At 73.6% G+C, this 12,895-nt stretch carries 15 protein-coding genes; 5 read left to right on the forward strand and 10 right to left on the reverse strand.

Features of this window, described 5'->3' with window-relative positions; translation table 11 throughout:
* Window positions 1-110: 110 nt before the first annotated feature.
* The 5 genes from murJ to ABQ292_RS09180 form a co-directional block, all read right to left on the reverse strand.
* A complete protein-coding gene (gene murJ, locus ABQ292_RS09160) occupies window positions 111-1,676 on the reverse strand; it encodes a murein biosynthesis integral membrane protein MurJ (protein WP_369205474.1) in 1,566 nt (521 codons plus the stop codon).
* Between the two features lie 107 nt (window positions 1,677-1,783).
* A complete protein-coding gene (locus ABQ292_RS09165) occupies window positions 1,784-2,521 on the reverse strand; it encodes a sugar transferase (RefSeq protein ID WP_369205476.1) in 738 nt (245 codons plus the stop codon).
* Window positions 2,518-3,165 (reverse strand): LbetaH domain-containing protein, encoded by a 648-nt coding sequence (locus ABQ292_RS09170; RefSeq protein ID WP_369205478.1) that lies wholly within the window; start codon window positions 3,163-3,165, stop codon window positions 2,518-2,520. Before ABQ292_RS09170 ends, ABQ292_RS09165 begins: the two co-directional genes overlap by 4 nt.
* On the reverse strand, window positions 3,155-4,348 hold the full coding sequence (locus ABQ292_RS09175; protein WP_369205480.1) for a DegT/DnrJ/EryC1/StrS family aminotransferase: 1,194 nt from the start codon (window positions 4,346-4,348) through the stop codon (window positions 3,155-3,157). The genes ABQ292_RS09170 and ABQ292_RS09175 overlap by 11 nt, the downstream gene beginning before the upstream one ends.
* 58 nt (window positions 4,349-4,406) lie before the next feature.
* The gene (locus ABQ292_RS09180; protein ID WP_369205482.1) at window positions 4,407-5,474 is read right to left on the reverse strand and encodes a Gfo/Idh/MocA family protein; all 1,068 of its coding nucleotides are present in this window, start codon (window positions 5,472-5,474) and stop codon (window positions 4,407-4,409) included.
* Between the two features lie 769 nt (window positions 5,475-6,243).
* On the opposite strand from ABQ292_RS09180, the gene ABQ292_RS09185 reads away from it, so the two are divergent.
* Complete coding sequence (locus tag ABQ292_RS09185) at window positions 6,244-7,146, forward strand: NADP-dependent oxidoreductase (protein ID WP_369205484.1); 903 nt, start codon at window positions 6,244-6,246, stop codon at window positions 7,144-7,146.
* On the opposite strand, the gene cutA is transcribed toward ABQ292_RS09185, so the two are convergent.
* Window positions 7,143-7,472, reverse strand: coding sequence for a divalent-cation tolerance protein CutA (cutA, locus tag ABQ292_RS09190; RefSeq protein WP_369205486.1), 330 nt, complete (start codon window positions 7,470-7,472; stop codon window positions 7,143-7,145). The two genes, ABQ292_RS09185 and cutA, sit on opposite strands and share 4 nt — an antisense overlap.
* A 54-nt stretch (window positions 7,473-7,526) precedes the next feature.
* Between cutA and ABQ292_RS09195 the strand changes: the two genes are divergently transcribed.
* From ABQ292_RS09195 to ABQ292_RS09205, 3 genes are all read left to right on the forward strand, one after another.
* Window positions 7,527-7,763, forward strand: coding sequence for a hypothetical protein (locus ABQ292_RS09195; protein WP_369205488.1), 237 nt, complete (start codon window positions 7,527-7,529; stop codon window positions 7,761-7,763).
* A 57-nt stretch (window positions 7,764-7,820) separates the two neighbouring features.
* The gene (locus tag ABQ292_RS09200; protein WP_369205490.1) at window positions 7,821-8,414 is read left to right on the forward strand and encodes a pentapeptide repeat-containing protein; all 594 of its coding nucleotides are present in this window, start codon (window positions 7,821-7,823) and stop codon (window positions 8,412-8,414) included.
* Between the two features lie 171 nt (window positions 8,415-8,585).
* Window positions 8,586-8,816 (forward strand): hypothetical protein, encoded by a 231-nt coding sequence (locus ABQ292_RS09205; protein WP_369205492.1) that lies wholly within the window; start codon window positions 8,586-8,588, stop codon window positions 8,814-8,816.
* Between the two features lie 477 nt (window positions 8,817-9,293).
* On the opposite strand, the gene ABQ292_RS09210 is transcribed toward ABQ292_RS09205, so the two are convergent.
* The gene (locus ABQ292_RS09210) at window positions 9,294-10,226 is read right to left on the reverse strand and encodes an oxidoreductase (RefSeq protein WP_369205494.1); all 933 of its coding nucleotides are present in this window, start codon (window positions 10,224-10,226) and stop codon (window positions 9,294-9,296) included.
* 269 nt (window positions 10,227-10,495) lie between these two features.
* On the opposite strand from ABQ292_RS09210, the gene ABQ292_RS09215 reads away from it, so the two are divergent.
* The gene (locus tag ABQ292_RS09215; protein WP_369205496.1) at window positions 10,496-11,737 is read left to right on the forward strand and encodes a flagellin N-terminal helical domain-containing protein; all 1,242 of its coding nucleotides are present in this window, start codon (window positions 10,496-10,498) and stop codon (window positions 11,735-11,737) included.
* Between the two features lie 22 nt (window positions 11,738-11,759).
* Here the strand turns inward: ABQ292_RS09215 and ABQ292_RS09220 are convergent, their stop codons facing one another.
* The 3 genes from ABQ292_RS09220 to ABQ292_RS09230 are packed head-to-tail and all read right to left on the reverse strand — an operon-like array spanning window position 11,760 to window position 12,882.
* Window positions 11,760-12,221 carry a hypothetical protein gene (locus ABQ292_RS09220; RefSeq protein WP_369205498.1) on the reverse strand — a complete coding sequence of 154 codons (462 nt, stop codon included), beginning with the start codon at window positions 12,219-12,221 and terminating at the stop codon, window positions 11,760-11,762.
* The gene (locus tag ABQ292_RS09225; protein WP_369205500.1) at window positions 12,218-12,682 is read right to left on the reverse strand and encodes a TadE/TadG family type IV pilus assembly protein; all 465 of its coding nucleotides are present in this window, start codon (window positions 12,680-12,682) and stop codon (window positions 12,218-12,220) included. The genes ABQ292_RS09220 and ABQ292_RS09225 overlap by 4 nt, the downstream gene beginning before the upstream one ends.
* The gene (locus ABQ292_RS09230; RefSeq protein ID WP_369205502.1) at window positions 12,679-12,882 is read right to left on the reverse strand and encodes a hypothetical protein; all 204 of its coding nucleotides are present in this window, start codon (window positions 12,880-12,882) and stop codon (window positions 12,679-12,681) included. The genes ABQ292_RS09225 and ABQ292_RS09230 overlap by 4 nt, the downstream gene beginning before the upstream one ends.
* Window positions 12,883-12,895 lie beyond the last annotated feature (13 nt).

Here is a 12,895-nt window from a genome sequence, read left to right on the forward strand (position 1 = left end):
GACGAGGACGCCGGCCTCCAGCGGACGTCTGACCGGTGCCCGGAGAGCGCGGACCCGGGGTGCCGCTCCGGCAGGCAGTGCGCCACCCGGCGGGAGGAGGGTGTGCGGCGTCACGGCGCGTCTCCGACCGCGGCTGCCCGGCTCCGGGAGCGGAGCGCACCCTTCCGCGTCCGGGCCAGCTCCGGCGCCCGCCACCATGCCTGCAGGAGGAGGAACACGGCAGCACCGAGGGCGGCGGCCGTGGCCGCGGCGATCGACCAACCGAGACGGCCGCCGACCCAGTGCGGCACGAGGACGGCGGCCGCCCACACCGGGGGAGCCATCAGGGCCGTGCCGGCCAGCACGCGCCGCACGCACGGGGCGAGCTCACGACCGAACGTCCCGAGCTCCCGCCGCGACCGGACGGCGAGGTGCCATGCGCCGACGAGGTTCGCGGCCGCGAAGGACAGAGCCAGCACGAGCAGCACCTGGTCCGGGCCGACGAGGAGGGCGCTGCTCGCCAGGACGAAGAAGGTGCCCGCCTGTACGGCCATCGACCGCAGCGGCGCCCAGGTGTCCTTGCGGGCGTAGCTGGCGAAGGTGAGGACCTGGAAGAGGCCCTCCCCGACCATGCCCACGGCCAGGGCCGCGACCGTCGTGGCGATGAGCTGGACACCAGCGGCCGAGCCCATGCGTCCCACCGCGACGACCTCGGCGAACGGCCGGGCCAGGAGCGCGCAGCCGACCGCTGCCGGCACGGTCACGAAGACGACCAGGGCCAGGCCCCGGCCCAGCGTGTCCCGGAACCGCGCCACCGAGTCCAGGCGTGACAACCGTGGGAGGAGGGACAGGGCCACCGGGGTCGCACCCAGCGCCACGACGAAGTAGTGGACGTTGAGCCCCAGCTGGACGGCCACCACGCCGCCGGGCACCCGGTTGGCCAGGACCAGCAGGGTCAGCAGCTGGAGGGCCGTGACAGCGGCGAGGGCCAGGGCCGGCAGAGCCCGCCGGACGAGGGCCGTCACGTCGGGATCCCGCCACCCCGCCCTGGGCCGCAGTGTGACGCCCGCACGCCTGGCTCCCCACCACTGGACCGAGGCGTGCAGGGCCACGGCAGCCGTGGCTCCGGCGCCCAGGAGCACCAGCTCCGAGCCGGGGACCGCGCCGATCTCCCCGGCCGTCCCGAACAGGACCGCGGTCGTGCCGAGGACGGCCAGGATGCCGAGGTTCTCCAGCGCCGGGGCCGCCGCTGCCAGGGCGAACCGCCGGCGCGCGTTCATCACCGCGGTCGAGGAGGCGATCAGGGCGTAGAGCAGCACCTGGGGGATCACCAGCACGAGCAGCAGGCGGCCGGCGCGTTCCTGGGCGGCTCCGACCGCCTCGGCCTGCGTCCCGAGTGCACCGAGCCGGAGCAGGAGCGGGCCCGCGAGCACCGCGGCACAGGCGGCCACGGCCACGGCCGCCGCCGTGACCCCGAGGAAACCGCCGGCGATCCGCTCCGAGGCGCGGCGATCGCCGGCATCCATCGTCCCGACGAGTGCGGGCACCAGGAGCGAGGAGAACAGCGATCCCGCCAGGAAGCCGTAGTAGACGAGGTTCGGCAAGGTGTTGGCGAACAGGAAGGTGTTGCCGAGGAGGGTCGGCCCCAGGACCGCGCCGATGGCCGCCACCCGCACCACCCCGGTGAGGCGGCTCACCAGCGTCCACCCGGCTATCCGGACGGAGTCCCGTGCCGCGGCAGTGGCGGCTTCCTCCTCGAGGCCGCCCGAGTCCGGCCCCCGGGGGTCCAGCCGTCCGGACGGGCTCACCGGACGCCCTCGCGACCCAGGACGACCGGGACGGTGCGCAGCAGGATCCTGAGGTCGAGGAGGAGCGACTGCCGCTCCACGTACTGCAGGTCGAGGTCGAGGGCCTGGGTCATGGTCAGCCGGTTGCGGCCGCTGGTCTGCCACAGACCGGTGATCCCGGGGGGGACCTGGAACCGTGTGCTGTGGCGGGGACCGAACAGCGCGGCCTCCCACGGGAGCACCGGACGGGGCCCGACCAGGGCCATCTCCCCGCGCAGGACGTTGATCAGCTGCGGCAGCTCGTCGAGACTGGACGTCCGCAGCCAGCGCCCCACCGGGGTGACCCGCGGGTCGCCGACGAGCTTGTAGAGCCCGTCGGGGCCGGGCACGACCGCCGCGGGCTCGGTCAGGAGCCTCCGCACGTACTCCCGGTGCAACCGGTCGTCGGCGTCCACGTACATCGTCCGGAACTTGAGCATCACGAACGGTCGCCCGTGCTGGCCGAGGCGGACCTGCCTGAACAGCGCCGGCCCCCTGGAGGTGCACCGGACGAGCACGGCGACGGCGGCCATCAGCGGCGCGAGGAGGACCAGCGCCACGCCGGCCACCAGCAGGTCGAGGACCCGGGCCGCGGTCCGTCGCCGGTGGACGGCGTCGGCTGTGGGGTCCGACGAGGTGGTGACGTCTGGCGCCGCACGCCCTCGTGTGCGGGTCGTCGGCGGCGACGCCGAGGCGTGCGCGAGGTGCCCGATCACGGTCCCCTCCGCGCCAGGCGATAGCGGGCCGCGGAGTCCTCTGCGGCTTCCACCCGCGCACCGATGTCGACCAGCTCGTCGACCCACCCGCGGACGACCGCCGGGTTGCCGAACGCGACGCAGCGGTCGGGGAGGTCGCGCGTGACGGTCGCACCGGCTCCGACGAGGGCTCCGGCGCCGATCCGCACGAACGGCAGGATGGTGACGTTCACCCCGATGCGCGCTCCGGCACCGATGCGCGGCCCGGACATGACCTCCTGGGACGCCGCGCTGCCCGGGTAGAGGTCGTTGGCGATGGTCACACCAGGAGCGAGGAACGCCCCCTCACCGATGTCGGTGAACTGGGCGACGTAACAGTTGGTGTGGATCTTCACCGAGTCGGCGATGTGGCAGCCGTAGTCGATCACCGAACCGGTCCAGACCGCGACGTCGTCCCCGATGTGGCACTGCTCGCGGACGACGACGTGGTGGCCGGTCTCGAACCGGGCGCCGATGGACGAACCCCGGTAGAGGACGGTGCCGCTGCGCAGGCGGGCCTCCCGGCCGAGCACCAGGGGGCCCGGGGCCGGTCGGGCCGGGGCGTACCCCAGCAGGACGTCCGGGTCGGCCTTCAGTCCGGGACCGGCGTCGACCTCAGGCGACATCCGCGTCCACCGCCGCCGCGACGATCTCCTGGAGCTGGTCGCAGACCCGGGTCACCTGTTCGGCCGTCAGGTGGGGGAACATCGGGAGGGACAGGATCTCCCCGGCCGCCTGCTCCGTCACCGGCAGAGCCCCGTCCGCGCACCCGGTGTACGGCAGCTGCAGGTGGCACGGCCTGGGGTAGTGCAGGCCCGTCTCGATGCCGGCCTGGTCCAGGGCGGATCGGACGCGGTCGCGGGCGTGGACGCGGGCGACCAGCAGGTGGTACACGTGGCCCCCACCGGAGGCGTCGTCCACCAACCGCACCGGCCCACCGGACAGCTCGGTCCGGTACTGCTCCGCGCGGAGCTGCCGAGCGGACGTCCATGCCGCCAGCCGGGGCAACTTCGCGGAGAGGACGGCGGCCTGCAGGGCGTCCATGCGACTGTTCGTCCCCAGGAACGGGTGCTCGTGGTGGGAGCCCTGCGCCCGGCCGTGGTCGCGCGTGCACCGGATCCGATGGGCCAGGTCGGCGTCGTCCGTGACGACGGCTCCGGCGTCGCCGAAGGCGCCGAGGTTCTTGCCGGGATAGAAGCTGAAGCACCCCACGTCGCCCAGCGAACCGGCGGGCCTACCACGCCACACCGCCCCGTGCGCCTGTGCCGCGTCCTCGACCACGGCCAGCCCGGAGGCCGCGGCGACCCGCGCGATGGCGTCCATGTCGGCGATCTGACCGTAGAGGTGGACGACGACCACCGCGCGGGTCCGCGGGGTGAGCGCCGCCTCGAGCGTGGCTGCGGTCAGCAGCAGCGTGTCCGGGCCGACGTCGGCGAAACGCGGCGTGGCACCGGCGAGGACGACTGCCTCCGCGGTCGCCACGAAGGTGTTCGCCGGGACGACGACCTCGTCACCGGGGCCGATCCCCAGGCCTCGAAGGGCCAGCTGCAGGGCGTCGGTCCCGTTGGCCACGCCCACGGCGTGCGCCGTCCGGCAGTGCGCGGCCCAGTCCTGTTCGAAGCGCTCGACGACCTCTCCGCCGATGAAGCGCCCCGAGTCGAGGACCTGCGCGAACGACGCCTCGACCTCCTCCCGCACCTCCCGCGTCATGGCGGCCAGGTCGGCGAACGGGATGCGGTCGGTCGGGGTCGGACGCGCGGACAGCAGGCACTGCGTGCCCGACGGCGGCAGGCGATGGGTCGAGGTCACCGTCGCTCCTCCTGCCCCAGCGGTACGGCCATCGGGCCGGCGCCCTCCCTGCGAGTCGTCACGGCCGGGCCCCCGAGACCGCCAGATCGGCGCGCACGCCGCCGTGCGCCGTCAGCGACGTCGGACGACCGCTCTGCAGGGAGGTTTGTGCGGCCTCCAGGACCTGGACCACCGCGAGGCCGCTGCGCCCGGGTGTCCGGTTGCGGGCACCGGTGGCGACGCAGGTGACGAAGTGTTCGTCCTGCACGGCGAGTGGTTCCGCGGCCGGGACGTACGGGGACGTGATGTCGCCGTAGCGGTAGGACATCGGTGGTTGCGTCAGGTCCGCGTCGCCGGCCGGGAAGGACACGCTCTTGTCGTGGACGCGGATCCGCTCCTCGGCGGAGAGGTCGTTGTAGACGGCCATCTTGCGGCTGCCGACGACCGTCACCCGGCGCACCTTGCAGGGATCCAGCCAACTCACGTGGATGTGCGCCGACATCCCGATGTCCTCGTACGTCATCCTCAGGTAGGCGACGTCCTCGAAGCGGCGGTGCGCGTGCCGGGAACCCCACGCCTGCACCGACGAGGGTTGCCTCCCCATCAGCAGGTTGATGATCGAGACGTCGTGGGGGGCCAGGTCCCAGATGACGTTGACGTCCGTCTGGTAGAGCCCGAGGTTCAGTCGAGCGCTGTCGATGTAGAACAGCTCCCCGAGTGCTCCGCTCTGGACCAGCTCGCGGAGCCGCCACACGGCGCTGTTGTACTCGAAGGTGTGACCCGCCATCAGCACGACGTCCTGCTGGTCGGCCGTGTCGACCAGCTGCTGCGCCCCCGCGCTCGAGGTCGCCAGCGGCTTCTCCACCAGCACGTGCTTGCCTGCTGACAGCGCCTTGAGCGCGATGGGAACGTGTGTGGTCGGCGGTGTGGCGATCACCAGTGCATCGACGTGCGGCAGCGCGGCGTCCAGGTCGGTGAAGCCGCGGAGCGACGGAAAGCTCTTCACCAGCGGACGGAGGCGTTCTTCACGGCTGTCGATGATGGCGACGGATGAAACGCTTTCCAGGCTGTGCAGGACTCGGACGTGCTTGGAGCCCCAATAGCCGACACCGATTATGCCGACGCGCGGGTCGGGGCAGGGTTTCATCGCAATCCTCGCGGGCTAGGAAGAGATGCGGTCTCGGTCGAATGAGCCCGCGCCGCACGCATAACGGGGGCCAGGCGCGTGCCATTGACCTGTACGCCGTGCAAGCCGACTCCGAGAGCACCTCGGCTCTTCGGGGTTGGCCCCTCCTCTCGTCCCGGCCATCCCCCGTGGCTGCGGAACCGTGCAAGGCAGGGGCACAGCCTGGATCGAAGAGGAGCCACTGTCCAGACCTTAGGTCCCGAAAAGAACAAAGTTTCTCGTACCCCAACGCCCGCCTGCAGTTGGCTATCGCGATATAACGGAACGTTACATACACATTCCGTTAATGATCCACTCCAGTGAGGAATCAGGGCGTCGGTCGAGTGCAATGGCGCTCCGGAGTCTCGAAACCGGTGCCCCTCACCGCGGCGAGGGAGAGGTCGACCGAAGTGCGCCATCGCGGTGTGACTGACCGTGACGTACACGTCGCGCGAAGGATCCGATTCACTGAGGAATGGCGGTGTCCGTCAATTCCGATGACGCCACGGTCTCGAGATGGATGGCCGCGACTGCGACTCTCAGGAGATCCTGCGTGCTCACGCGCTCCTCGGTGACCGCACACGGGACCATCGCGATCAGGACCGACGGGAGCCGCGTCCGGGGGTGCTGTGACCGTGGTGAGCCGGGCTGACGGCGAGCTGCGGGCGAGCCCGGGCGACGGCGGGAACGCGCGGACGGTGACCGCGGTTACAGCCACCGTCGTCCGTCCGTCGTCGAAGAGGAGCCGCAGGTGCGCGCCGTCGTCTACACCCAGTACGGGGAGCCCGACGTCCTGTCCGTCGGGGAGGTCGAGGAGCCGCACGCCGGGCGGGGGCGGGTCCGGATCGCCGTCCGGGCGGCCAGCGTCAACCCGCTGGACTGGAAGCAGGTCAGCGGGATGATGGCCGGCGGCGGGCAGCCGGACGGGCCGACCGTGCCGGGCTACGACGCCGCGGGGGTCGTCGACGAGGTCGGCGACGGTGTCACCGGCGTCCAGGTCGGTGACCCGGTCTTCGGGCTCGCCTCGGGTGCCGCGGCCGCCGAGTACGCCGTCCTCACCGCCTGGGCGCCCAAGCCCCCCAACGTCTCCTTCGAGGTCGCCGCCGGGCTGGGCGTGACCGGGGAGACCGCCGTCCGCGTGCTCGACCTGCTGGGGCTCGCTCCCGGGCGGACCGTCGTCGTCGACGGGGCCAGCGGCGGCGTCGGCACCGTCACCGTGCAGGTCGCGGTCAGCCGGGGTCTGGGCGTCATCGGGACCTCGAGCCCCGCCAACGCCGACTTCGTCCGCTCGCTCGGCGCGCTGCCGACCACCTACGGCGAGGGCCTGGCCGGCCGGGTGCGGGAGATGGCGCCCGACGGCGTGGACGGCGGGATCGACACCGCCGGGAAGGGCTCGGTGCGCGACCTGATCGCGCTCACCGGCGACCCGGGGAAGGTCGTGACCATCGCCGACTTCGGCGCCGCCGAGCTCGGCGTGCAGGTGACGACGAGCAGCGCCGGCGGCGCACCGCGGCTGGCCGAGGTGGCCACACTGGTCCGGCAGGGCCGCCTCGAGCTCCCGGTCGCCGGCACGTACCCCTTCGGGCAGGCGGCCGAGGCCCTCCGGCGCAGCCGGGAGGGGCACGTGCGCGGCAAGCTGGTGCTCACCCCCTAGGGAGCGCGGGTCTCGGCGACCACCCAGCGCAGGTAGTCGGGGCTGCCACCGGCCAGCGGCAGCGCGATGACGCAGGGGACGTCGTAGGGGTGCAGCTCGGCGGTGCGGGCGACGACCGCCGGCACCAGCGAGCGGCGGGTGTGCAGGGCGACGCGGGCCTCGGGGTCGTCGTGCACCTGCCCCTCCCACCGGTACACCGACCGGATCGCGGCGAGCTGGTGACCGCAGGCGGCCAGCCGCTCCCCGACCAGCGTCCGCGTGTACCCAGCCAGCCACTCGGCGTCCGGACCGGTGACGACCACCTCGACGACGTCCTCGCTGTCCACGCCGGCCATCCTGCGCGGCGCGTGTCCCGGGCCGCGCGGGGTAGGGGCCTGGCCATGAGCGACGACCTGACACTCGACATCGACGGTGAGCGGTACGTCATCCGCAAGGGCGCCCCCGGCCTGCAGGTGGGCCGCCGCAACGGCGACGACGTGGCCTGGCTCGACGACGTCGACCCGGCGCTGCTGCCCGAGGACGCGCGGGCCGCGCTCGCCGAGGGCGACGGCTCCAGCGAGGCGCTGCGGCTGGCGATCGGCGGCATCGTCCAGGCCGAGGTCAAGCGCGGCGGCTGACCCCGCACGCACGGCGCGAGCGGCGGCACTCGCGCCACCGGCCTCGAGGGTCGCGCGGTGACCGGCGCCCGGGAGGACGAGACCCTGCGCGACGAGGACTGGTACGCCGAGGACCTGTCGGGCCGGTCGTTCCTGCGCTGCACCTTCCTCGGCGTCGACCTCAGCGAGACCGAGTCGGTGGGCGCGACGTTCGAGGAGTGCGCCTTCACCGACTGCCGGCTGTCCGCCGGCCGGCACGAGGCCTCGGCGTTCCGCGGCTGCCGCTTCACCGCCTGCTCGTTCACCACCGCCGAGTTCACCGACTGCACCTTCCTCGGCAGCGCGTTCGCCGACTGCTCCCTGCGGCCGCTGCGGGTGACCGGCGGCGACTGGTCGTTCGTGTCGCTGGTCGACGCGGACCTGCGCGGAACCGTCCTCGCCGGCGTGCGGATGCGCGAGGTGGACCTGCGCGGCGCCGACCTCACCGGCGCCACCGTCACCGACGCCGACCTGTCGGCCGCGGCCCTGGAGGGCAGCCGCTGGTCGGGGGCGGACCTGCGCGGCAGCGACCTGTCCGCGTTCGACCCGCGCACCACCCCGCTGGACGGCGCCCGCATCCGCGCCGAGCAGGCGGTGGTGCTGGCGCAGCTGCTGGGGCTGCGGATCGGCTGAGCGCCGTCGGAGGGAACGCCGTCACCGGCCGCCGCGCTGCTGCGGTGCACGGATCGGGAGGGACTTCCGACTCCTCCGGCGGGCGCCGGGTCCCCTTAGCGTGGCGACCGGGCGCCGAGCCGCCGGCGTCCGGTCGCCGGTCCCCCCGGCCGGCTTCCCCAGGGAGTCGCCATGAGCGTGCCCGTCGACCGACCGCCCCGTGCCGCCGAGGACTCCGGACCGGCCGTCGAGGTGCCGGACTCCCCCGCCGCCCTCGTGCCCACCGAGACGAAGCCCGCGAAGCGCGGCCTCGAGGAACGCGGCTGGCTGCTGTTCGCCGTCGTGGTCGCCTTCATCCTCCTCGCCTTCACCGGCATGATCGTGCTGACCGCCCTCGGCGGAGGCACCACCTACGTCCGCTGACGACGCTCCTCCCGGGGCCCGCGCCGGGTGCCCGGCCCCGGGCAGCGTGGGAGACCGGCCATCGGGGTGGACGGCGGCCGAGACGTCCCCGAGCGGCGACGCCGTCCTCCTCGACGCCGGCGTCGGCGACTGCTGGACCAGCGTCTGGCTGAGTCCCTCGAGCGCCTGTGTGGAGACCGTCCAGATCCCGATGCTCGCCATGGCGCTGATCCGACCGGTGCCGGACACCTGCAGGGTCTGTCCGGAGCGCTGGGCACGCGGGATTGCGGGGCGCAGCCCGGTTCGTCCCCGGCACGCCGAACAGATCGGTCCCCGAGAGGGGCGCGGTCCTCCTCGGTGATCTCCCCGATCACGGTGAACGGACGCCGGCGATCCTCCCGGCGTTCGGCGTCCCGGCCCCTTCGGTCGACCGAAGGGGCCGGGACGCCGCATCCCGGATGCGGACTCCCAGGCGGTGGCGGCCGTTGCTCCGGGCCGTCACCGCCGAGCCGGGGACCCCCGGTCGGGGTCGGGTCCGCTGGTGCCGCCGATGCGCTCCAGCTCCGCCAGGTCGAGGGGGTCGAGCTCCAGGGCGGCCGCCGCCACGTTCTGCTCCAGCTGCGCCACCGAGGCGGCGCCCGGGATGACCAGCAGGTTGGCGGAGCGGGCCAGCAGCCAGGCCATGGCCACCTGCGCCGGGCTGGCCCCCAGCGGCCGCGCGACCGCCTCCAGCGCCGCCGACTGCCGCGGCGTCATCACACCGTTCGGGAAGAACGACGTGTAGGACATCCCCTCCAGCGCCGTGTAGGCGATCCCCTCCCGGGCCAGCGCGTCGATGAGGGGGTCGTCCACGCGGTGGATCAGGTTGTAGTGGTTCTGCACGCACGCCACCGGGGCCACGCTCCGCGCCTCGGCGACCTGCAGCGGGGTCACGTGGGACACCCCGAGGTGGCGGATGAGCCCCTCCTGTCGCAGTTCCGCCAGCGCCTCGAACGGCTCGGCGAGCGAGCGCTCCGCCGGCTCACCCAGCCCCGGCATCCGCAGGCTGACCACGTCCAGCACGTCGAGGTCCAGCTCCCTCAGGTTGTCCTGCACCGCTCGGCGCAGCTCCTCGGGGCTCAGCGCCTCGGCCCATCCCCCGTCCGTGGTGCGGCGGGCTCCCACCTTGGTGACGATGACCAGGCCCTCGGGATAGGGGTGCAGTGCCTCACGGATCAGCTGGTTCACGACGTGCGGGCCGTAGTGGTCGCTCGTCTCGATGTGCTCTACCCCCAGCTCGACGGCCCGGCGCAGGACGGCCACGGCAGCTCCACGGTCGGCGGGTGGCCCCGTGACCCGGTGACCGGCCAGCTTCATGCCGCCGAAGCCCAGCCGGTTGACCGTGCGGTCGCCGAGAGGGACGCGTCCTGATCTCTCCAAGGTGATGGTCATGCCGGGGGAAGTTAGGGCCGGGCACCTCGGAAGGGTCGTGATCCACTCGTCCGGCGAATTGATTTACCTGCCGGACACAATCGTCGAGGGGACCCGCCGAAGCCCCGGGCCCGTCACCATCACCGCAGGCGCACATGGTCCGCAACCGTTTGGACCGACTCGTCCACGGGCTCGCCGAGCAGTTCCTAGGCGCAAACGCCTGCTCGACGCCCGTGGAGCTCGATCCCGCGTTCGAGTCGAGATCGGAACCGGTGCGGCCGTTGTCCAGGATGCGCCGCACCCGCGGCGACCACGAGGCCGGGGACGGGGGTGCGGCGATGGGCCTGGGCGTCGTCACGAACGTCGCGGCACTGAACACCCACCGCGTGCTGGCGCGGACCGACCAGGCCACGACCGCGTCGCTGCGGCGCCTGTCGTCGGGACTCCGCATCAGCAGCGCGGCCGACGACGCGGCGGGGCTGGCGATCTCCGAGGGCCTGCGCGCGCAGGTCCGCGGGATGACCGTGGCCGTCCGCAACACCCAGGACGGCATCGGCGTCGTCCGGACCGCCGACGGTGCGCTCGGTGAGGTCTCCGCCGTCCTCCAGCGGATGCGCGACCTGTCCGTCCAGGCAGCCGGCACGGGCGCGCTGGACGCGCGCGCGACGGAGGCCGTCGGCACGGAGATCGAGCAGCTCAAGCGGGAGCTCGACCGCATCGCGCACACCACCGCCTCCAACGGCATCCCCCTGCTGGACGGCAGCTACGACCGCCTCTTCCAGGTGGGGGCGAACGTCGCCGAGACCGTCCGCGTCGTCATCCCCCCGACCGGCCGCGGCCTGGACACCGCCGGCCTCGGGCTCACCACGGTCGGCGTCGGAGCTGGCGGCAGCGTCCGGGCCACGGTGGTCCCGGCCGTCTCCGCCGCCGAGGGGATCCCCTCAGCGGGCCGCCTCTCGCTGGCCGGGGACTACGTCTCCGCGGGGACGGTCGCCGCCAGCTACCGGGCGCTGACCGGCACGGTGTCCTACGGCGGGCGGACCTTCGACCTCGCGTCGGTCGACTACACCGGCGCCGTCACGGCGCAGGACCACATCGACCGGCTCGACTCCGCGGCCCTGACCGCACTGCAGACCACGTTCATCCCGTTCGTCGCCACCGCCACCGAGCTCGTCTTCACCGGGGAGACCCCCGGCCCCGGCTCGACCGCCGCCGACGCCGTCGCGCGCACCCCCACCTACAGCGGGCGCAGCGGGAGCGCCGACGCGATCCGCCTCGTCGACGAGGCCATCGGCCTCGTCTCGTCGGCGCGGGCCTACCTGGGCGCCGTCGAGAACCGCTTCGCGCACACCGTCGACCGGCTCACCACGTCGATCGAGAACACCACGGCGTCGGAGTCGCGGATCCGCGACGCCGACGTGGCCGCCGAGACGGTCGCGCTGACCCGCAGCCAGATCCTCGGCCAGGCCGGGACGGCGATGCTGGCCCAGGCCGGCCGATCCGCGGAGCTCGTCCTCACGCTACTGCGCTGACTGTGAGGCCCCGGCTGACGGCTCATCGGTCGACGTAGCGGTCGGTCTCGACGACGAACTGGCCGGTGGCGGTGTTGGCGTCGACGAACTCCGGCAGCAGCGGGATCCGCACGGTCACCGTGGCGCAGACGGAGAACTCCTCCCCCGGCACCAGCGCGGGGGTGTAGGCGCCTGCGGCGTCGCAGCCGGCGCCGGCGGGGGCGTAGGCCAGGCGGACGTCGGTGGCCTCGACCGACTGGTCGGCCACCGCGAGCTGCGCGGCCCGCTCCGCGCGCGCCAGGCCGGTCGCCAGGTCCGGTGCGGTGGCCAGCGCCCGGCCGGCCTCGCGTGCGGCCGCGGTCGAGGCGAACACCCCGCGCTGCACCGCGGAGAACCCGGCGACGACGTGGACCAGGGGCACGAACACCACCAGCGCCACGAACACGAACTCCACCAGCGCCGAGCCCCGCTCACCGCTGCCCAGGCGCTCCCGCAGCCACCTCACGGCGCCTCCTCCACCGCCCGGCCGGTGACCGCGAGCGGCAGCAGGTCCCCCAGCCCGGCCAGCAGCGTGGGCACCGCCCCGGCGCAGCGCACCGTCACCAGCGTCAGGCCGGTGCCGTCGACCTCCTCCCCGGCGGTGCACACCAGCCCCTCGGCCGTCTGCACCGACGTCGCCCGCGCCACCACCGCCAGCGTCCGCCCGGCCGCGGCGGACGTCGGCACGTCGGCGTTGGCCGCGTAGCGCGCGCCCTCCTGTGCGCCGGCGGTCACCACGTTGCGCAGGTGCACGTAGACGGCCACCTGCAGCACCGCCAGCAGCAGCACCACGACCAGCACCGAGACCAGCGCGAAGTCGACGACGGCACTGCCCCGCTCGCTGGTGACCCGATGGAACGGCCTCGCTGCAGGGGCCCGCCGCGAGCATGCGAGCGGTGGCGGGCAGCGAGGCCCTTCTCCCTTCACCCGTTCGTGACGGAGGCCAGCGCGTTGGTCACCGCGGCGACGATCGCCTCGCGGAACGGGATGAGGATGGCCAGCACCAGCGCCGCCGTCATCACCGTGATCATCACCCAGCCGGGGACGTCGCCCCGCTCGGGATCACTGCTCCGCAGCCGGGCGGCGAGCACCGCCGTGAGCGTCATCAGCCAGGCCCAGGCCCGCATCCGTCGTCCTCCT

Origin of the sequence: Geodermatophilus maliterrae, assembly GCF_041018925.1 — a bacterium.
Classification (GTDB): domain Bacteria; phylum Actinomycetota; class Actinomycetes; order Mycobacteriales; family Geodermatophilaceae; genus Geodermatophilus; species Geodermatophilus maliterrae.